The sequence below is a fragment of the Paraburkholderia sp. UYCP14C genome, from assembly GCF_004197395.1.
Taxonomy (GTDB): Bacteria; Pseudomonadota; Gammaproteobacteria; order Burkholderiales; family Burkholderiaceae; genus Paraburkholderia.
Genome location: NZ_SELS01000052.1, coordinates 23,646 through 43,686, shown reverse-complemented (window position 1 = coordinate 43,686; position 20,041 = coordinate 23,646). Strand labels below are relative to the sequence as shown.

The 20,041-nt window shown below is 63.1% G+C and carries 18 protein-coding genes and 3 pseudogenes; 16 read left to right on the top strand and 5 right to left on the bottom strand.

The window, feature by feature from the left end; genetic code table 11:
• Nucleotides 1–142: 142 nt before the first annotated feature.
• Nucleotides 143–817 carry a LysR substrate-binding domain-containing protein gene (locus EVC45_RS33490; RefSeq protein WP_129962449.1) on the top strand — a complete coding sequence of 225 codons (675 nt, stop codon included), beginning with the start codon at nucleotides 143–145 and terminating at the stop codon, nucleotides 815–817.
• Here EVC45_RS33490 and EVC45_RS33485 read toward each other — a convergent pair.
• From EVC45_RS33485 to EVC45_RS33475, 3 genes and pseudogenes are all read right to left on the bottom strand, one after another.
• Nucleotides 816–1,331: pseudogene (locus EVC45_RS33485) on the bottom strand (helix-turn-helix domain-containing protein); the annotation flags it as partial. The gene EVC45_RS33490 and the pseudogene EVC45_RS33485 sit on opposite strands and share 2 nt — an antisense overlap.
• Nucleotides 1,332–1,408: 77 nt before the next feature.
• On the bottom strand, nucleotides 1,409–1,603 hold the full coding sequence (locus tag EVC45_RS33480; RefSeq protein ID WP_248295356.1) for a nuclear transport factor 2 family protein: 195 nt from the start codon (nucleotides 1,601–1,603) through the stop codon (nucleotides 1,409–1,411).
• A pseudogene (locus tag EVC45_RS33475) lies at nucleotides 1,600–2,075 on the bottom strand (SRPBCC domain-containing protein). The gene EVC45_RS33480 and the pseudogene EVC45_RS33475 overlap by 4 nt, the downstream one beginning before the upstream one ends.
• Before the next feature lie 247 nt (nucleotides 2,076–2,322).
• Between EVC45_RS33475 and EVC45_RS47070 the strand changes: the two are divergent.
• The 15 genes and pseudogenes from EVC45_RS47070 to EVC45_RS33400 form a co-directional block, all read left to right on the top strand.
• A pseudogene (locus tag EVC45_RS47070) lies at nucleotides 2,323–2,520 on the top strand (GNAT family N-acetyltransferase); the annotation flags it as partial.
• A gap of 394 nt (nucleotides 2,521–2,914) precedes the next feature.
• Nucleotides 2,915–3,955 (top strand): hypothetical protein, encoded by a 1,041-nt coding sequence (locus EVC45_RS33465; protein WP_168991585.1) that lies wholly within the window; start codon nucleotides 2,915–2,917, stop codon nucleotides 3,953–3,955.
• A gap of 22 nt (nucleotides 3,956–3,977) precedes the next feature.
• Nucleotides 3,978–4,844: an HpcH/HpaI aldolase/citrate lyase family protein gene (locus tag EVC45_RS33460; protein ID WP_129962447.1), complete on the top strand. Its 867-nt coding sequence runs from the start codon at nucleotides 3,978–3,980 to the stop codon at nucleotides 4,842–4,844.
• A gap of 19 nt (nucleotides 4,845–4,863) precedes the next feature.
• Nucleotides 4,864–5,853 carry an ABC transporter substrate-binding protein gene (locus tag EVC45_RS33455; RefSeq protein WP_129962446.1) on the top strand — a complete coding sequence of 330 codons (990 nt, stop codon included), beginning with the start codon at nucleotides 4,864–4,866 and terminating at the stop codon, nucleotides 5,851–5,853.
• Between the two features lie 11 nt (nucleotides 5,854–5,864).
• Nucleotides 5,865–6,746: an ABC transporter substrate-binding protein gene (locus EVC45_RS33450; RefSeq protein WP_129962445.1), complete on the top strand. Its 882-nt coding sequence runs from the start codon at nucleotides 5,865–5,867 to the stop codon at nucleotides 6,744–6,746.
• Between the two features lie 54 nt (nucleotides 6,747–6,800).
• Nucleotides 6,801–7,739, top strand: coding sequence for a VOC family protein (locus EVC45_RS33445; RefSeq protein WP_129962444.1), 939 nt, complete (start codon nucleotides 6,801–6,803; stop codon nucleotides 7,737–7,739).
• 55 nt (nucleotides 7,740–7,794) lie between these two features.
• On the top strand, nucleotides 7,795–8,823 hold the full coding sequence (locus EVC45_RS33440; protein ID WP_129962443.1) for an amidohydrolase family protein: 1,029 nt from the start codon (nucleotides 7,795–7,797) through the stop codon (nucleotides 8,821–8,823).
• Between the two features lie 50 nt (nucleotides 8,824–8,873).
• A complete protein-coding gene (locus tag EVC45_RS33435) occupies nucleotides 8,874–9,653 on the top strand; it encodes an SDR family oxidoreductase (RefSeq protein ID WP_129962442.1) in 780 nt (259 codons plus the stop codon).
• A 12-nt stretch (nucleotides 9,654–9,665) separates the two neighbouring features.
• Nucleotides 9,666–10,526 (top strand): fumarylacetoacetate hydrolase family protein, encoded by an 861-nt coding sequence (locus EVC45_RS33430; protein WP_129962441.1) that lies wholly within the window; start codon nucleotides 9,666–9,668, stop codon nucleotides 10,524–10,526.
• An 86-nt stretch (nucleotides 10,527–10,612) separates the two neighbouring features.
• The gene (locus EVC45_RS33425; RefSeq protein ID WP_168991584.1) at nucleotides 10,613–11,962 is read left to right on the top strand and encodes a LysR family transcriptional regulator; all 1,350 of its coding nucleotides are present in this window, start codon (nucleotides 10,613–10,615) and stop codon (nucleotides 11,960–11,962) included.
• Between the two features lie 77 nt (nucleotides 11,963–12,039).
• Nucleotides 12,040–13,470 carry an MFS transporter gene (locus EVC45_RS33420; RefSeq protein ID WP_129962439.1) on the top strand — a complete coding sequence of 477 codons (1,431 nt, stop codon included), beginning with the start codon at nucleotides 12,040–12,042 and terminating at the stop codon, nucleotides 13,468–13,470.
• An 88-nt stretch (nucleotides 13,471–13,558) separates the two neighbouring features.
• Complete coding sequence (locus EVC45_RS33415; protein ID WP_129962438.1) at nucleotides 13,559–14,281, top strand: hypothetical protein; 723 nt, start codon at nucleotides 13,559–13,561, stop codon at nucleotides 14,279–14,281.
• A gap of 46 nt (nucleotides 14,282–14,327) precedes the next feature.
• Nucleotides 14,328–15,131 (top strand): amidohydrolase, encoded by an 804-nt coding sequence (locus EVC45_RS33410; protein ID WP_129962437.1) that lies wholly within the window; start codon nucleotides 14,328–14,330, stop codon nucleotides 15,129–15,131.
• A 74-nt stretch (nucleotides 15,132–15,205) separates the two neighbouring features.
• Nucleotides 15,206–16,417, top strand: a complete 1,212-nt coding sequence (locus EVC45_RS33405; protein ID WP_168991582.1) for a CynX/NimT family MFS transporter — start codon at nucleotides 15,206–15,208, stop codon at nucleotides 16,415–16,417.
• Nucleotides 16,418–16,601: 184 nt separating this feature from the next.
• Nucleotides 16,602–17,732, top strand: coding sequence for a porin (locus EVC45_RS33400; RefSeq protein ID WP_129962435.1), 1,131 nt, complete (start codon nucleotides 16,602–16,604; stop codon nucleotides 17,730–17,732).
• Nucleotides 17,733–18,458: 726 nt separating this feature from the next.
• On the opposite strand, the gene EVC45_RS33395 is transcribed toward EVC45_RS33400, so the two are convergent.
• Together EVC45_RS33395 and EVC45_RS33390 are read right to left on the bottom strand one after the other, a co-directional pair.
• Nucleotides 18,459–18,731, bottom strand: a complete 273-nt coding sequence (locus EVC45_RS33395; RefSeq protein WP_129962434.1) for a hypothetical protein — start codon at nucleotides 18,729–18,731, stop codon at nucleotides 18,459–18,461.
• A 368-nt stretch (nucleotides 18,732–19,099) separates the two neighbouring features.
• On the bottom strand, nucleotides 19,100–19,990 hold the full coding sequence (locus EVC45_RS33390) for a LysR family transcriptional regulator (RefSeq protein ID WP_129962433.1): 891 nt from the start codon (nucleotides 19,988–19,990) through the stop codon (nucleotides 19,100–19,102).
• Between the last annotated feature and the right edge of the window lie 51 nt (nucleotides 19,991–20,041).

The following is a 20,041-nucleotide window of genomic DNA, read 5'->3' as shown; positions in this document are numbered from 1 at the left end:
GGCTCACTGAACTCATTTTGTCGGGACTTCGCAGATTCCACGCGCCGTATCCGATCGGGTACAACGTCGTCACGGCTTCCATGACGTTGGTCAAATCGACGGAAATTGCCTCCCACGGTTTGGTTCACTCCCGGGCAGGATTATGTGCGGGGCCGGATCGGTGTCGATGAACCATATCCTTCCGACTGCCGTGAGCCGGACCAAACGCAGGCTTGGAAAGGTCCAGATCAATCTGGTCGAAGGGCGTACGCATGAACTGCTCTACAAGCTCAAGAGCTGCGAACTCGACCTGGTGCTCGGCATCGAGCAGACGGACGGCCTGTTCGCCGATTTGATCAGTGAGCGCCTTCTCGAAGAGGAGTTTCACTTCTGTGTACGTGCCGGCCATCCGCTCGCGCGCCAGTCTGAACTGAACTTCAGCGACCTGGTAAGCCGTGAACAACTGGTGATGCCGGTACTGAGTTCGAGTCCGGTCGAACGCGCCCTCGCTCTCGAGTTGAGCCGCCACGGATGTGAGCTCGGCGAACATCGCGTCGAAACCCTGTCGCATGCCGTCATGCGGCATCTGGTCTACGAGGATGACTACGTCGCGTTCTGTTCGTCAATCTGGTTCCATGACGATATCCGTTCAGGGTCGCTAAAGGTGCTCAAGGGTAACTGGAATCTCCCGCAGTTCGGGACGATGCTGTTTCGTCGAAGCGGTGACGTGACGACGCCATGGCTCTCCTATTTCATGAATGAAATCCGGAGTGCGGCAGCTGGGCTCCGGAGCGCTGCCACGCATACTGTCAACAGGATACAGACCGCAGCGCCCTGACACTTGTCCGAGGAGTATGGAAATGAATATGCACCACATCGCGCAACTTCTCGATGAAGAATTGATCGGTCGAGAGCTTGAAACTCTCGCTGCGATGCGGTTGCAGACCCAGCAGCTTGAAGTATCGGTGCACACTGGTCGGCGAGATAGCGGTTTCGGCGGCGATCGTGCGCACGCTCCAGTGCGTCGAGCCATCCGCAGGCCTGGTGTGCAAGGTCTTGTGAATCAGTTGAGCCAGTCGTTCATCGTCGATCGTGCGCGGCTTGCCGGGACGTACTTCGTCATAGAGCCCGTTGATGCGCAACTCCAAAAAACGCAGCCGCCACTTGCCCACCGTGGCACGCGTGAGTTGAAGGCGCTGCGCGATCGCGCTGTTGGGCTCGCCGTCGGCTGCCGCCAACACGATGCGCGCCCGCGTAACCAGCGCCGCAGAAATCGAACGAGAGCGTGTTATCGAGATCAGTTGCGAGCGTTCGTCCTCGCTCAGCACCAGTTCCGCCTTCGGTCGTCCCATCGCCGCGCTGACGTCTCCCGTTCCGTTGACGTCAACATGCTACGCGCAGATAGATCAGTTAACAACGGAACGGGACGCTAGCTGCCGTCGTTCCCGCCCATCGCGCGGTAGTCGATATAGGCGTTGGGCGTGACCACCGAGTCGAGCGCGTCGTAGTCGCGGGAGTCGATCGCCGTCGAGTAGTCGACGATCAGTTCGCGAATCTCGTGATGATTGGAAAGGGCTTGCAGATAGGGCACCGCGTGCTCCCATTCGCGTCGCGCGGAACTCACGCGCGGGCGCTGCAGCGTGAAGCGTGCAGCGCTTCCGCGCGCCGCTTCACGTCGTGCGCGCACTGGTCGAAGCCCTGCTTCACCCAGGCGCCGTGGCTTTGCATGATCGTGTCGGCGTTGACGCCCAGGAACTGGTCGGTCGTGACATACCGGCAGCGATCGGCGCCGTCGGCTTTGACGTACTGGTCGCGGCGCGCGGCGTCCTTGTTGTCGTCGGTCGGGCGCAGCTCCCACGCAACTGCTCGGGTTCCCACGCGACCAGATATTCGTTGACCGGAATCTCGGTGTCCTTATCCAGAATGCGGACCTGCATGTAGACGAGATCACCCAGGCGTCCGGTCGTATCGAGCCCGACGCAGAAGCTGTTCCACTCCGCGTAGCGCGGGAAGTCGGTCAGCACTTCCCTGACGGCGGGGGCTGGTGAGTCGATGTCGACGGTGATCGAGGTAACGAGATTGGCTGCTTTGGTCATGAAGGCGTAAAGGATCGGTGTAGGACGGGGACGATCGGCGCGCTGCGCATCGACGTGCGCGGCCGACACGCGTCAAGCGTAGTCGGTCGCGCGGGATGAGAAATCGTCGGAATGGACGAGCTTCGGCGACAGATCTTTCGGGGCCAATATCGGTCGGGTTATGGCGTAGGGAAGGACCGTGGCTGCCGTGCAGCGCCGGCGGACCACTGGGGAGTGCAGTCGAGTTGCCGCTTGACACACTAGACCTCGCACGGCCACCGACCTTGCATTCGTCGAACTCGGACTGCATCGCCTGGAGGCAAACATTCAACCGGAGAATCTTTCGTCGATCTCACTCATCCGCCGGTTGGCATTCAGGCGGGAAGGCTTCTTCCCACGGTCTGTTGGTGGGAATGAGGGATGTCTGAACATTCGGGTCACGACCAAGCGCGAGCGTCCAGAGTAGGCACGCGACGCCGCCAACGAGGCCACCGACCAATATGCCGATCGGGTCGCTCGGGCGACGTCCGTGCCGAGTAACACAACCGAGTCGTAACGTAGCGGCATCAGCCTTTAGCGCGGAAGCCGTACCGTGACCGCGGCCGATCGGCCATTTTTGGCGCCAGATCAGACATTCCACCAGATTTATCCAGGGTAATCACCCACTGACTCACTCCACAGACGCTTGCTCTTTTGGAGCGAGGGAACGCGGCTTCCGCGACTAAGCAAATTTCTATTGCCACCGCAGATTTTGAATAACAAAGCGTAGCCGGTGGCACTTACACTGCATTCCGAACTCCTGTTGAGTGCGAGTCGGAATCATGCGGCGGCGCTCGACCACAAATTCATCTGGAGACCTTATGAAGGAATTGATGCTGGTGGGCACGGCCGCCAATCGTCCGAATGCCATTGGTTCGATGTACCGTTTGAAGCCGGACGGCGAGTGGGAAAAACTCACCGACTTCCCCGACGACGCTTCCGTGCAGGCCATCACGCCGCATCCCGAGCGTCCCGATCTGCTGTTCGCTGCGACGCGCAAAGGCGTGTATCGCTCGAAGGACGGCGGCGATTCATGGTCGCGTCTGAACGTGACCGACGAGACGATCCAGTTCTGGAGCGTGGTGATTCACCCGACCCGTCCCGACACGCTGTTCGCGGCAGGCGGCCCGGTCAGCATCTATCGCAGCGACGACGGCGGCGACAGCTGGCGCAAATGCAAGGCCGACCATCCGGAGCGTTTCAAGATTTCGTTCGGCGATTCGCGCGTGATGCGCATCGCGTTTCACCCGGTCAATCCCGATGTGATGTACGCGGTCGCGGAGATCAATGGCTTTCTCGTCAGCGAGGACGGCGGTGAAACGTGGCGCGGCGAACCGGAAGGCCTGCTCGAACTCGCGAAACAGCCGCATCTGAAGAGCCGGATCGAAACCGACGACGACGCCGAAGGCGTGTTCGACGCGCACTCCGTTTGCACGACGAGCGCCGACCCGGACGCGTTGTTCTATATCTGCCGCCTGGGCATTTTCGAAAGCCGCGACAAGGGCAAGACTTTCCGCGATCTCGAAGTCGGCAAGTTCGCGCCGTTCTCGTATGCACGCGACTGCCGCTTCGTCTGCGACGACCCGAAAAAAATGTACGCGTGTTTCAGTATTTCGTCGCGCAGCAACGCGGGCGCGCTGTACGTGAGTGACGATCTCGGCAACAACTGGTACCGCGCGGACTCGCAGGTGAACCCCGCGAGCACGATGCTCGGCTTCGGCGTGCATCCGAGCGACCCGAACGGCGTGATCAGCGTCACGCGCGGCGGCCAGGTGTTCTTCACGACCGACGGCGGCGACAACTGGACCGAAAAACCTCTTCCGCAAGGCGCAGGCGATGCGTTCTGCGCGGCGATGCTGTAAGCGAACGAAGGACGATCCAACCATGACAGAAAGACTCAACGGCGTGATTCGCGCGCTGCAGACCGGACGCCGGATTGCGTTCACGTCGTTCATTCAGGCGGAAGTGGAATCGGCGGTGGCGTTCGCGCAGTCGTCGAACGATGGCGTCGTGTTCGAACTCGAGCATACGCCATGGGATATCGGCGCGCTGCGCGAATCGATGCAGTTTCTGCTGTTGCGCGAGCGCATTGCGAAGGCGCAGTCGATTGCCTGCCAGATGACGCCGCTGGTGCGGATTCCGCCGAGCGGCAGCGAAATGAACCAGTGGTTCGCGAAGCAGGCGCTCGATCTCGGCGCTTACGGCATCGTGTGGCCGCGCATCAGCACGCCGGAGGAAGCGTACAACGCGGTCGCCGCGTGCCGTTATCCGCGCCTGAAAAGCGCGCCGCTTTATGAGCCGGCGGGCTTGCGCGGCGATGCGCCGATGCCAGCCGCGCGTTACTGGGGCGTGTCGCAACAGGAGTACTACCGCAAGGCAGACGTCTGGCCGCTAGCGCCCGAAGGTGAAGTGCTGGTGGTGCTGATGATCGAGGACACGCGGGCGATCGAAAACCTCGAGGAGATCGTCAAGCAGGTGCCGGGCATCGGCGTGCTGCTGATCGGCGAGGGCGATCTGACCCAGGAGCTGGGCTGTCCGCGCCAGTACGACAACCCGGAACTGCTGCGCATGATGGATCACGTGCTCGAAGTCGGCAAAGCGTACGACATTCCGGTCGGTCATCCGCATGTGACGAATCAGAACGTGGGCCGCGTGATCGAGCAGGGTTACCGCTTCCTGATGACCTACCCGAAGCGCGATTTCTCGGCGCTCGACAAGGGCCTGCAACTTGCCGGCCGTTCGGCGGCTTAACCCGAAGCACGGAGGAATCATGACAGCGAAACTGTCCATCGTGCTGGGACCGCACGGCCAGGTGCGCGATCTGCGTGATGGCATCGTCGGCGTTGCCGGTTTCGACCTCGAGTTCATCGACAAGAAGCGCATGCCCGACGCTTACCGCGAGATGGCGCGAAGCCAGCCGTACGACATCTGCGAAATGGCGCCGACCTCGTATCTGATGGCGGTCGCGGCCGGCGCGCCGATCACCGCGCTCGCTCTGCCGATGACGCGGCGTTTCCGCCACGCCGGCATGCAACGGCTGCGTGCGTCGGCGATCCGCGGGCCGAAGGATCTGGAAGGGCGGCGCGTCGGCGTGCGTGCCTATTCGGTCACGGCGGCAGTCTGGACGCGCGGCATTTTCGCCGACGAATTCGGCGTCGATCCCGACCAGATCACGTGGATCACCGAGGAGGAAGAGAACGTGCAGAGCTTCGCGACGCCGTCGAACGTGCAGCGGCTCGCCGAAGGGCAGTCGATCGCAGAGTTGATGAAGCGCGGCGAACTCGAAGCGGCGTTCGGCGGCCTCGCGGGCGCGGGCAACGATCTCGAAGACGAACTGGTCGAGATCGTCGACGACGCCGATGCGCGCGAGCGTGAATGGTTCGAGCGCACGGGCATCTATCCGCTGCACGGCATGATCGTGGTGCGTAACGACGTGCTCGAGCGGCATCCGACTCTTGCGAGCGCGCTCTTCGACGCATTCGAGCAGGCCAAAGCGAACTACCTCGAACGGATTCGCAGCGGCGAAGCGGACGGCGCGGAAGACCGCCGCTATCGCAAGCTGTCGCAGTGGGTGGGCGATCCGCTGCCGTACGGTTTCAACGAGAACGCGCCATCGCTCGCGGCGCTCGTGCGCTACGCGCACCGTCAGCGACTGATTCCGAACGAGCCGCCGCTGCAGGCGGTATTCCACGATCCGCGCATCGGCGCCGCGATCGGCAACGTACAAAGCGAGGCGCTGGCCAGGGCGAGCCGCACATGAAAGGGACTGACATGACCACGCTCATCGCGATGATGGGCACCTACAAAAAGACCGCGCCGCTGAAGGATGGCAGCGTTGCTTCGCCGAACCTGCGCCTCGATTTCGCCGATGTGGACATCGCGCAAAAAGCGTTCAAGGACGTGGTGCGCGGCCTCAAGTTCGACGTCGCGGAACTCGCGGTCGTCACCTTCCTGCAGGCGTACGAAGCCGGCAAGCCTTACGTGATGCTGCCGTTCGTGATGAACGGCAACTTTCACCACAAGAGCATTCTGTGCCGCGCCGACGACGATCTGAAGCCGCAAGACCTCGCCGGCAAAACGGTCGCGATGCGCTCGTATCCGCAAACCACGCCGACGTGGGTGCGCGGCATCCTGTCCGACGAATACGGTGTCGAACTCGACAAGGTGCGCTGGCTCACCCAGGAAGGCGCGCACGTCGCCGAGTTTCGCGACCCCGACATCGTCACGCGTATCGATTCGTCGTTGAGCCTCGAAGACATGCTGCGCGCGGGCGAAGTCGACGCGATCATCGCGGGCGGCGCGTTGTCCGGCGACCCGGGCATTCGAACTCTGATTCCCGAGCCGAAGGAAGCCGCCGCCACATGGTATAGCCGCACCCATGTCGTGCCGATCAATCACGTCGTAACGGTCCGCAAGGAAATCGCGGAATCGCGGGCTGACCTCGTGCGCGAAGTGTTCGATATGCTGCTGAAAAGCCGCGAGGCGAGCGGTGAGATGCCGCCCGCGAATGGCCCGGACTTGCAGCCGGCCGGGTTCGACGCGCTGCGCCCGGCGCTCGAAACGGTGATCCGCTATGCGTTCGAACAGAAGCTGATCTCGCAACGCTATGCCGTCGAAGAACTGTATGGCAACGTCGCGAAGATCCTGGCCTGAAAGCGCGCTAGCGGCGCCGGACCGCGCAACAGAAAGAATTCAAAGGAGGCAACGGTGGCTTCACCGATCACAGGAATGTCATACGTCCGGCTCAGTGCGCCGGATCTCGGCCGCATGCAGGCGTTTCTCGAAGACTTCGGCATGGTCCTCGCGCATCGCGACGCGAAGCGTCTTTATATGCGCGGCGTCGGCGATTCGCCGTTTCTTCACGTGACCGAACTGGGCGCGCCGGGCGCAATCAGTTTCGGCTACGAGCTTGGCGACAACGCTGACATCGCGGCTCTTGCCATGCTGCCCGGCGCGCAGGGCATCGAATCGCCGGACGTGCCTGGCGGCGGCCAGCGCGTGCGGCTGCAAGATCCGAACGGCTTCTGGCTCGAACTCGTGACCGGTCGCGAGCGCGTGACACCGCTGCCGGCCCGCGTGCTGGTGCGCGGTCCCGAAGGCGAAAGCCGCTCGCTAGGCCCGGCGCGTGTGGTGCGCATCGCGCACACCGCGTATGCGACGCCGAATCTCGCGGAGACAATCGGCTGGTATCAGCGCACGTTCGGCCTGCTGCCCACCGACGAGTTGTTCGTCGGCGACAGGAGCAACGTGATCGGCCAGTTCAATCGCGTCGATCGCGGCGACGAGCTCGTCGATCATCACGTGATCTTCCTGCTGCGCGGGCAACGCGCCGGCATGCATCACGTGTCGTATCAGGTCGAGGGCGTCGACGACATCTTCTTCGGCTACGACCACATGGCGCACCGTTCGCACGATCACGTGCGCGGCATCGGCCGTCATGCGCTCGGCAGCCAGATTTTCGACTACTGGATGAGCCCGTTCGAGCAGATGCACGAGCATTGGATCTCGCACGAAAAGCTCAATGCGGCGAGCCGCTTCAATCGCATCCAGATCGGCGAGGGCATGAGCTACGACACCGGCGAAAAGCCTCCGGAGCGCTTCGTCAAGCAGGCCACGCAGATCGTCGAGTGGCCGGCGGGCGCCTGACGCGCCGCGTCGCAGCCCCCGCGGTCTTTCGCGTCAAACAACACGGTAAATCACGATGATTATTGATTGTCATGGGCATTTCACGACAGTGCCCAAAACACTGCACGAATGGCGGCGCCGTCAGCTCGAAAACGGCGGCGGCTTTTACGGCGCACCGCTCGATATTTCCGATGACGAACTGCGCGCCGCGCTCGAAAACGGTCAACTGAAGGAGCAGCGCGCACGCGGTCTGGACCTCACGCTGTTCTCGCCGATCGCCGGGCAGATGGGCCATCACCTCGGCACGCTCGAGAACAGCATCGAATGGTCGCGTCTGAACAACGACCTGATTCATCGCGTCTGTGCGTTGTATCCGGAGAACTTCGCGGGCGTGTGCCAGTTGCCGCAATCGCCCGGACAGGGGCTCGAAGCATCGGCCGAGGAGCTCGAACGCTGTGTGCTGGAGCTTGGTTTCGTCGGCTGCAATCTGAACCCGGACCCGTCCGGCGGCTACTGGACCGACAAGCCGCTGACCGATCGCATCTACTATCCGCTCTACGAGAAGATAGTCGAGCTCGACGTGTCCGCGATGATTCACGTGAGCAGTTCCTGCAATCCGTGCTTCCACCACGTCGGCGCGCATTACCTGAACGGCGACACGACCGCGTTCATGCAGCTGTTGCTCGCGCCGGAACTGTTCAAGGACTTTCCGACGCTGCGCTTCATCATTCCTCACGGCGGCGGCGCGGTGCCGTACCACTGGGGACGCTATCGCGGCCTCGCGCAGGACATGGGCTTGGAGGCGCTCGACAAAGGTCTGCTGAACAACGTGTTCTTCGACACGTGCGTGTATCACCAGGCGGGCATCGATCTGCTGACCAAGGTGATTCCTCATCGCAACATCGTGTTCGGCTCGGAGATGATCGGCGCGGTGAAGGGCATTGATCCGGAGACCGGTCATCACTACGACGACACCGGCCGCTATATCGTCGCGACGCCGCACCTCGGCGATCGCGACCGCCAGCAGGTTCTCGAAGGCAATGCGCTGAAGCTCTATCCGCGCCTGAAGGAACGCCTCGCCGCGCTGGCCGATAAAGCTCACTGAAGCTGGCCATGCGAGGCCGCTGAATCAACGAAGTCACGGAGGACACGTTCATGGATTTGGGAATCGCCGGAAAGAAGGCACTGGTTTGCGCATCGTCGCGAGGCCTGGGGCTCGCGTGCGCGACCGCGCTGGCGCGCGAGGGTTGCGAGGTGTTTATCAACGGTCGCAATCGCGACGCGCTGGAAACTGCCGCCGCGCAGATCGAGGCGGTGGCGGGCCGGCGTCCGCGCATCGTCGTCGCGGATCTGAACACGGAAGAGGGACGCGCGGCATTGATCGAAGCGTGCCCCGCGCCGGACATTCTGATCAATAACAACGCGGGTCCCGAGCCCGGCAAGATCGGCGACTGGAGCCGCGAGGACTGGCTCGGCGCCGTGGAAGCCAACATGCTCGCGCCGATCTTCCTGATCAAGGCATTCGTGCCCGGCATGCGCGAGCGGCGCTTCGGCCGCATCGTCAACATCACGTCGGCGATGGTCAAGTCGCCGAGCGCGATGATGGGTCTGTCCGCGGCAGTCCGCGCGGCGCTGACCGCGCTGAGCAAATCGGTGCAGCGCGATAGCGTCGTCGATAACGTGACGATCAACAACCTGCTGCCGGAGCGCTTCGACACCGATCGCCAGCGCTACATGGCCGAGCGCATGGTGAAGAAGGACGGCATCACGATGGCCGAAGCGAAGCAGCGGATCGCGGCGACGATCGCCGCGAAGCGTCTCGGCGATCCGATGGAGTTCGGCGACGCGTGCGCGTTCCTGTGCAGCGCGCAGGCCGGCTACATATCGGGACAGAACTTGCAACTGGATGGCGGCTCGTATGCCGGCCTCGTCTAACGGAGAAGAGAAGTGAAATATTGCAGCTTTGAAATCGACGGACGCAGCACCTATGGCGTCGTGGCCGGCGATGGCGTGATCGATCTCGGCAAGCGCTTCGGTCACGAGTTTGCGGACCTGAAGGCGCTGATCGCCGCCGGTTTTCCGCAGCACGTCGCAGCCGCGGCATCCGGGGCCGCCGACTATGCACTCGATCAGATCCGCTTTCTGCCGCCGATCGCGGCCCCCGTGCATATCTGGTGTCTTGCGCTCAACTACGCCGAGCATCACAACGAAGTGCAGAGCGCCGGGCGTGTGCAGGAACTGCCTAAGTCGCCGGCATTGTTCGCGCGTGCCGCGGATTCGCTGGTCGGGCACAACGAGCCGCTGCTGCATCCGGGTGTCAGCGAGCAGTTCGACTTCGAGGGCGAACTGGTCGTCGTGATCGGCAAGCCCGGCTACCGGATCGCCGCCGAGGAAGCGTTCGAGCATATCGCGGGCTTTACAATCATGAACGAAGGCAGCGTGCGCGACTGGCAGTTCCATACGCGGCAGATCACGCCGGGCAAGAACTTCTACCGCAGCGGTTCGATCGGACCGTGGATGGTGCCGCGTCGCGAGATCGAGGATGTCGACCAGTTGCGCATCCGCACCACGCTGAACGGCCAGGTGATGCAGGACGAGTCAGTCAGCGCGATGATCCACAAGATCCCGCGTTTCATCGAATACGTGTCGACGATTGCGCCGCTGTATCCGGGCGATATCCTCGCGACCGGCACGCCGAGCGGCGTCGGCTTCTCGCGTACGCCGCCGGTGTTCATGAAACCGGGGGACGTGTGCGAGATTTCGATCGATAAAATCGGCACGCTGCGCAATACGGTGAGCCGCGAATAGCGCGAGTAGCGCAAGCAGCGCGGAGAGCGTGACGGGCCTTTCACCCCCCCATCAATTGACTAAACCCGGTTGAATCAGGAATGGCGATGCGACGAATCGAGACTACCGCGTCTGAGAAAGACCTGCCGAGCATCTGGCAGTTGCGTGTCTTCGAGACCGTCGCGCGCCATGAAAACGTCACGCAGGCCTCGCAGGAATTGCTGCGCTCGCAGCCGGCCACGACCTCGTGCGTCGCGGCGCTCGAAAGGATGCTCGGCGTCGCGCTGTTCGAACGCTCGCCGACCGGCACGTATCTGACGCCGGTCGGGGTCGCGGCGCTCGTACGCACGCGCAAGATCCTGCAATTCGCCGAAGAAGCCGCGCAACTGGTGGGCAGCACGCGCAAGGTCTCGCCGCTGGCGCTCGCGAGCAGCATCACGCGCACGCAGATGCGTTGCCTGATCGCGATCGAGGAGTGCGGCTCGTTTCGCGCGGCCGCGCGGATGCTCGGCATTACCGAGGCGTCGTTGCAGCGCGCGGCGCGCACGCTCGAGCAGAATCTCGGCGGGCAGCTGTACCGGCATACGTCGGCGGGCATCAATACGACCGAGGTCGGCAGCGAGTTCGCGCGACGCTTGAAGCTCGTGTCGAGTCAGATCGCGGCGCTCGCGGAAACGGTCACCACCTACGAGTTTCCGAAGGAGCGCACGGTCACGCTCGGCGTGCTGCTGCTCGACCCGACCATCCTGATCGTCAACGCGATCCGCTCGCTGACCGCGCAGTTTCCCGATGCGCGCGTCGTCGTGCTGAGCGGCACGTACGAAGCCTTGCTCAACAAGCTGCTGCGCGGCGAGATCGACTTCATGCTGGGGCTATTGAAGCAGCCCGGCAAGGCCTTCGATTTCGTCGAGCAGCCGCTGTATCACGAACGCTATTGCGTGGTCGCGAGCCGCGAACATCCGCTGACGCGGCAAAACGCGATCACCGTCGACGATCTCACGCGCTACCAATGGGTGCTGCCACCGAAGGGTTCGCCACGCCGCGAAGCCTACGAGCACATCTTCGCCGAAACCACGCCGCCGCCGGCGAGCATCGAGACGTATTCGCTGTCGACGATCCGCATCACGCTGTACGACGCCGAAATGCTGACGGTGCTGAGCTGGACCGAGGTGCTGAGCGAACGGCGTTTCGGCTTTATCGCGCCGCTGCCGGTCGATGTGCCGTGGGACGGCCCGATCGTCGGCATTACGACGAAGCGCGATTGGCGGCCCAACGATGTGCAGGCGGCCTTTTTGCATCATCTGAAGCGCAATGCAACGGCAATTGCGGGCGAATCGGTGGCGCAGCCTGAGGCTGCGGCGCTCGATCTGCCTGAACGGCCCGCAGCCGCCGCCAAGTCAGCAAAAGCGCAGCAGCACGAGTCCAAACCACCCAGGCGCAAAGCAGCGCGTTCCTGAGCGGCAAGACTCGGCACACGCTGACGAATCGAGTCAGTCCATAGCCTGCGATTAGTCCTGCGAATCAAAAACAAACGATGGAGACGAAAATGTTGCAAACAAATAGCGGGCGCAGCCCGTTCCAGGAACAGACGAGATTATCCGGCAACCAGAAGCTGCTGCTCGGACTGGTCGGCGTCGGCAGCATGCTCGAGTTCTGGGACGCGTATCTGATCGGCTTCATCATGGCCTATCTGATCAAGCCGTGGGGCCTCACGTACGGGATCATGGGTGCAGTGCTGCTGTCGTCGGGGGCGGGGGCGATCGTCGGCGGAGTCGTGTGGGGCAGCATGGCCGATCGCCTCGGCCGCAAGCCGGTGTTCGTGCTGTCGCTGCTGCTGCTCGCGGCGGCCAGCCTCGGTCTCGCGTTCACGCCGGAGCGCGGCTGGATTTATATGGCGGTGCTGCGTGTCGTGATCGGCTTCTGCACGGCGGGCTACTTCATCCAGATCGCGCTCGTGCACGAGTTCACGCCGCCGCGGCGACGCGGCATGCTGACCGGCATCGTGTCGGCGATCACGACGGGCGGCCTTCTGCTCGGCGCCTTCAGCGGCGCATACGTGATTCCCGCGCTGGGCTGGCGCTGGACCTTCGCGCTCGGCGCCGCGCCGGCCGTGATCGCGCTGATCGGCGCCGCGTACATTCCCGAGTCGCCGCGCTGGCTGAGTCTGCAAGGCCGCGACGCGGCTGCGCGCCGTTCGATCGCCTGGGCACTCGGCGAATCGTCGTTCGAAGACCAGATCGACGCGCCACAGCCAGTGGCCTCGCGTGGCTGGTTCGAACTGCTGCGCTGCCCGCGCAGCGTAATCACGGCGACGCTGATCAACGTCGGCCTGATTGCCGGCTACTACGGCATCGTGCTGTGGGCGCCGACGCTGCTCGCGCAGATCCAGCAACTCACGCCGGCGCTCGCCGCCAAAACGATGATCGGCTTCGCCGTGCTGGGCATGCTCGCGCGTCTGTCGGCGGCGGCACTCGCGGATCGCATCGGCCGGCGCAAAACCGGCGGCTACTTTGCGATCGCGTCGGCCATTGCGCTGCTTGCGGCGGGCTATATCGGCCACGGCGACTGGCTCACGCCGTCGCTGTTCTGGGCGCCGTTGCTACTTGCGTTCATCTTCGCCGACGGCAGCTTTTCGGTGTGCGCCGCGTATTCGACCGAAATCTGGCCGTCGCGGCTGCGCGGCACCGGTTCCGGCTACGCGGGACTCGCGGGCTCGGTCGGCAAGATTCTCGGCCCGCTCGGCCTCGCGATGACCGCGGGTTCGAGCAACGTCGTGATGCCATCGGCAACCGTCGGCGTGATCGTGCCGGCGTTCCAGTTCCTCGCGTTGTGTCTGCTCGTCTGCGGCTTCACGTATCTGACGATCGGCATCGAGGCGCGCGGCAAGGCGCTCGAAGCAATGGACCAGACCGAGGACGAGACACGCGCGGCGGGCCATGCGCCCGAGTACAGCAAAAACGGATGACCCCGGCAGTTTTTCGATTGGGCCTGCAAAGCGTAAGCCCATAGACTGCTCCACAACCTGCAACATAGAGCAATACAAGAGGGAATCGATGAAGACATTGCGTGTGGGGATGATCGTGCCGTCGCTGAACACGATCGCCGAGGACGACTTCCGCGCCTATTGTCCGGACGGCGTCGCTTTTCACGTGCATCGCATCCGGCTGCGCAAGGAAGCAGGGCGCGTGACGATGGAGAGCCTGACGCGCGCCTACCTTGAAGCGATCGACGAGGCGAGCTACCTGAAGGACCTGTCGCCCGATGCGATCGCATTCAACTGCACGGGCGCGAGCGTCGCCAATGGTAAGGACTGCGACTCGCGACTCGCGCAGCGTATGTCGGCCGCGCTCGAGATTCCGTCGACCAACACGATGGTCGCGATCAAGGAAGCACTGCGCGCGCTGAAGGCCGACGGCATTCTGCACGTGTGTCCTTTCGGCGACGAGTTCTCGCGCGTCGAGCGGCAATCGCTGATCGATTCGGGCTTCAACGTATTGCGTACCGTGTCGCTCGGTTTCACCGACGCGAAAGTGGCCGCGCAGATGGAGCCCGCCGAGATCGCCGCAGTGGTGCGCAAGCAGGTCGACGGCGACACGCGCGCGGTGCTGTTGTCGTGCGCGAACGTGCGCGCGTTCGAAGCCGCCGACGAGCTCGAGCGCGGCCTCGATCTGCCGGTCGTCACCAGCAATCAGGCGATGCTGTGGTCGGCGCTGAACGCGGCGGGCTGGCGCGGCCAGATTCGCGGCGCGGGCCGGCTGTTCCAGATCGCCGCGTGACGACGAGTCACTCAGCACATTCACGACTATCCGACGACGAACTTTCATGCCGATCGCAGACGCACAAGTTCATGCCTGGTCCAACGGTGTTTCGACCGGGCACCATCGACGCACGCCGATCACCGGCGACGTTCTCAAGGCCGAAATGGCGCAGGCCGGCGTCGACCGCGCGTTGCTCGTGCCGCCGCTGTGGGACCCCGACGGCAACGCGTATTCGCTGTCGCTCGCCGCGGCCGAGCCGGAACGTTTCGCGGTGATGGGCCTGCTCGACAGCCGGCTCGACAACCCTGACCGGTTGTTGCGCAGGTGGCGCGAGCAGCCCAACATGCGCGGCATCCGCTTCCTGTTCAACACGAAGGAGCGCTTGCAGCCGCTGGTCGACGGCGAGTTGGACCGGCTCTGGCCGATCGCCGAGGAAACCGGCCTCGTGGTCGCACTGCTGGTGCCGAACGCGTTGCACATCGTCGACGACATCGCGCGGCGTCATCCGTGGCTGCAAATCATCGTCGATCATCTCGGTGTGCCGCGCGGCGCGTCCGGGCCCAGCGCGTTCGATCATCTGCCCGCGCTGCTCGCCCTCGCCGAGCACCCGAACGTGCACGTCAAAGCGGCGGGCGTCGGCGACTACGCGCTCGACCCGTATCCGTTCCGCTCGCTCGAATCCACGTTGCGCCGCGTCTTCGATGCGTTCGGCGCCGGGCGGATCGTGTGGGCGAGCGAACTGTCGCGGTTGCACCATCCGTACCGCCAGTGCGTCACGCACTTCAGCGAGACCTTGTCGTGGCTCTCGGATGCGGATCGGGAGCTGATCATGGGCGGCAACCTGTGCCGATTGCTCGAATGGGGGTGACGAGCTTAGGGCACGCACGAGTTCTATAAATGCATAACAAGTACAACAATCAGCGATTCTTCCAGGAGACAACCATGCTTTCCCCGGGCAGTTGGCCTTGCATCATCCTGCTGTACATCTACGGCACGGTCGCGACGTCGCTCGTCACGCAGTCGGTTCCGGTGATCGGCGACATCGCCAAGTACTTCGAGTTGTCGCATGCGAGCGCGGGCTGGGTCATCTCCATTCCGTCGCTGATCACCGCGATCGCCGCGGTGTTCGGCGGCTGGCTCGTCGACCGGATCGGCGATAAGCGCGTGATCTTCGGCGGCTCGGTGTTCGCGCTGGTCGGCAATCTCGTGGTGTTCGGCTCGCATGACATCGGCACGATGTTTTTCGGCCGCCTGCTGCAAGGCGTCGGCTATCTGTCGCTGACTGTGGGCGCCGTGACGCTGATCATGCGCACGACCACAGGCGCCCGGCGCAGCATCGCGCTCGGCCTGTGGACCTCGCACACGGCGGTCGGCATCGGTCTGACGCTCAGCATCGTCGCGCCGCTTGCGCAACGCGGCGAACTGTGGCGCTGGGCGTTCGGCGGTCACGCGATCCTGATGGGAGCGCTCGCCTGCGCGGTGATCCTGTTGCCCGCCAAACAGGCAAATCTGCAAAGCCGCCGCCTTTCCGATATCTGGCTCGTGCTGAAGAGCCCGCGGCCGTATCGGGTGGCGCTTGCATCGGGTGCGTCCGCGTTCATCCAGACCGGCATCATGGCCGCGCTGACCGTGTATCTGTCGCGGCGCTATGGCATCGCGATTCCGGCGGCGGCCGCGGTCGGCACGCTTGCCGAAGTGTTCGTCGCGTGTGGCTGTTTGAGCGTCGGCCATCTGCTGAAGGCCGGCGTGAACGGCGGGCGGCTCGCGATCGTCGGCGGCATCGTGATGCTGTGCGGCGGTGTTGGTTTGTACCTGCCGATGGTCGGGCTCGTTGCCGCAATCGTCGCCGTCTGCGTGTTCTCGGTCGGGATCGGGACCGTCAACGGTTATATCTGGACGCTGGTGCCGTCGTCGTCGCCGAGCGTCGGCTCGCTCGGCGCGACCAGCGGGGTGGTCGCGCAGGCCACCTATCTCGGCGTGCTGCTCGGACCGCCGGCGATCTTCGCGAGCTTCTACGAAGGCGGCTGGATGGTGCGCATCGGGCTCGTCGTGATCGCGGTCGTGTTGCAACTCGCGCCGATTCTCGGCTGGGGCCGCGCGGAAAATCTCGAAGACCGCCGGCACGCTCCGGTGGAAGCGCTCGGACCGAACTGACCTGATTGACTTCAAGTGCATGGACGAACGGCGTCACGAGGCGCCGCTCGCGGATCGTTGCGCGCTTTGCGTTGCGGAGTCAGCACGCAGACCGGTCGTTTCAAAGAAACAAGATTAAAGATCCACAGCTTTTAAACACACTGAGCAGTTGATAACAATTAGCGAGACTAATGAAGGAGACGTCATGAAGGTTTGGCGGTTGGCACAAAAAACGGCTATTTGCGCTGCGTTGAGCGCGGTGGGGATCGGGTGCGCTCATGCGCAAAGCAGCGTCACGCTGTACGGCATCATTTCGACCGGCATCGAATACGTGAGCAACGTGAAGGGATCGCATCTGTTTGCGCTGGCCAATGGCGGCATGATGCCGCCGCGTTTCGGGCTGCGTGGCGACGAAGACCTGGGCGGCGGCACGCATGCGATCTTCACGCTCGAAAACGGCTTCTCGATCACCAATGGCGCGATGCTCGGCGGCATGTTCGGGCGGCAAGCGTTCGTCGGCCTGAGCAATCAACGCTACGGTACGGTGACCATGGGCCGTCAATACGAGGAGATGACCAACAGCCTGTGGTGGGCCGAGTCCGCCAATATCTTCGCTGGCTTCGGCGCGCATATCGGCGACAACGACAACATGTTCTTCACGAACCGCTTCAACAACTCGGTGCGCTACGTGTCGCCGACGTTCTCGGGGCTCACGTTCGCAGGCAGCTACGCGTTCTCGAACTCGACGCAGTTCTCGAACAACAATGGCTTCAGCGGCAGCGCCGTGTATGCGAAGGGCCCGCTGAAGGCCGGTGTGGCGTTCACGCAGTTCAACCGGCGCAGCAATGCGACGCCGTCGAATCTGACTAGCGGCGCGGTGGATAGCACGGGCTGGGGTTTCAGCTCACCGTTCGTCGTGAGCCCGACCGGCGCGGGCACCGACCAGCAGCGCATCATCGGTACGGGGGTGACCTACGACTTCGGCTTCGTCAACGTGCTGGTCAGCTATTCGAACGTGCTGTTCAACTACTCGGATTCGACAGGATTGCGCTTGCAGAACGGCGAAATCGGGGTGTGGAAGCGCTTTACGCCGGCGCTTCAGGTCGGCGTGTCGTACGTGTATACGGCCGGCGACTATTCGGGTGGCCGCTCGCCGCACTACAACCAGCTGACGCTCGCGACCGACTACCTGCTGTCGAAGCGCACCGATCTGTTCCTCACGGGCATTTATCAGCGCGCGAGCGGGCCGGGCGCGTTTGCGCAGATCTACACGACGACTGCTTCGAGCGGTCAGTCGCAAGCGCTGGTGCAAGCAGGGATCCGGCATCGGTTCTAAGCGGCGGCTGCGAGTTATTGATCACCGGTCCTTGGCTCTTTGACGCGGGAGTATGGAGGCCCGATAGTGAGTGTCAGGCACCTCGATGGGGATCTGGTACCCTGGTGGGATGAAACGATCATACCGCTGAGGGTATCCGGCCCGCGGGACCGCCGGTTCCCCTGTCCGGAGGCCGGGACAGGAGTGGTGTTCATGAGAACAGTTTAGGTCGCGCGGGCGCTACTGGCGATAAGGGTATTTATCGCAAATGGCGTATTCGCTCATCGGGTGCGGCGTGGCCTCCAACTTGGAGGGCTAGTCCTGTCTGGACTGCGCGCGCGGCTAACGCGAGGAAACCCTTTTGGGCTCGACTGAAAGCATGGATGCCGCGATAAACCTGATTACCACGGCTAACCTGTCATCATGCGGCAGTGCCAGCAGGCCGTGTCTGCAGTGGTTCGATCTTGGCGGGACACCCGTGGATCCGCCGCGGAGCGTTGGGAAGCCGTGCAAGGCGTTTTCGCTGAGGCTAGGTAGAGGTGAGGCGGCGGAATGCATGATGGTCAAGGAGTACGCGACATCAGCCGCTGCTTCGTGGACATGCCACCCGCTTCAGCGGAAGAGTCTCCCCAGATTTCAACGCAAGCGCATCGCTCCAGATGCGCTTCGCCTTCAGCGATCAAGTCGGCTCCGGTCTCTGGCACCTCCGCGAGTCTGAACAGCAACTGTTCGTGCCACTCCTCGTCCTCAGCAGACGGGGAAGGCTTCGCGAGGCTCTCGATCAGAGAGAGAGTTGGCAGTGCCGAGGAAGGGCAACCCGAGGCGACAGCTCAGCAAGGCCACCGTCGCGTCTTCTGTCGCGCCCATCAGCACGCGCAAATACTCATCGTCGTTTTGCTTCGGCGGGAACTGCATCGCTGCGGCGAACTGGTCAATTCGCGACTGCCCGTGTGAGCTGAGGTTCAGCGCGCGCTGCTGGAGGTTCGCATACTGCTCGCGCAGTTCGGTTTCACTGAGCATTGTGGGATCCGCTGGTTCCGTGTTCATGCGCGACATTTTACCGCGGCACTTCGCAGTATCTTGCACACGGTCGCAATCTGCTTGGTTATACCCCGTTCGCGCACAAGGAAACGGCGCCTTAGAGGCACGACGAGGCAGTTAGACAAGCACCTGCCAGTGAGCGTTATCAGAACCGCCGGAAGCCTTGTTGTGCAAGCTTTTCTGGGCGATTTCGCCTATCGTGGGGCGGCTAGCGCGGCGGGCCGCCGCGTCGGCTCGATGACCCTGATCGTTTGAGCCATCCGGGGTCAGCGAGATAGCACGACCGCTTTTGAAGGCGGATTCAACCGTTTGATCGTCGGTGTTGGCTCGCCACGGTTGGAAGCTGGTTAACTCATCGATTCGCAAGTCTGAGTAAGCAGCGCGCGCACCCATCGATGCCCCGGCGCATGATGCGTGCGTTCATGCCACGCCACCGTCTTTGTGAAGCCTGGAATGTCGACGGGCGGACTAAAGATGGCGAGGCCCTCCGCTTGCGTTGCCAGCCGCGACGGTACTACGGCGATCAGGTCGCTCGACCGCAAGATCTCCGGCAACACCAGAAAGCTTGTCACCGATACGGTCACGCGCCGCACGCGTCCCACCCTTGCCAGTGCTTCGTCGGTGACGCCCGTCAGGCTGCCGCCGTTATACGACACCAGCGCGTGATCGAGCGAGCAGAACCGATCCAAGGACAAACTCTTTTTGCTCGCATCTGGATGACCGTCCCGCATCACGCACACATACCGCTCGTCGAAGAGACGGCGCGCGTGTAAATCGGGCGGCGTGGTATCCGGCGTGATCAGCGCGAGGTCGATATCGCCGCGTTGGAGTTGCTCGTACAGACGCTCGTGACGTACCGGCAGAATCACCGTGCGGATACCCGGCGCATGCTGCCTGAGCGCCGACAGAAACGGTACGACCACGGCTTGCAAAGCGTAATCCGTTGCCGCGATGGTCAGCGTCAAGTCGGCCACGGCCGGATCGAAGGACGGCGGCTGCAACATGGATTCGACGTCGGCGAGGATCCGCTTGAGCGGTTCTGCGAGTTCCAGGGCGCGCTCTGTCGGCACGATGCCGCGCTGCGTGCGCACGAAAAGCGGATCGCCGAAACTTTCCCGCAAACGCGTCAGCATCGCGCTGACCGCCGGTTGCGTCAGCGACAGCCTTTGCGCCGCTCGGGTCACGTTGCGCTCGTCTAGCAAGGCGTCGAGAGCTTTAAGCAAATTCAGATCGATCATTCTGATATCAACGAAATCGATAGCGGAGATAATGATAAGCGATTGGATTTA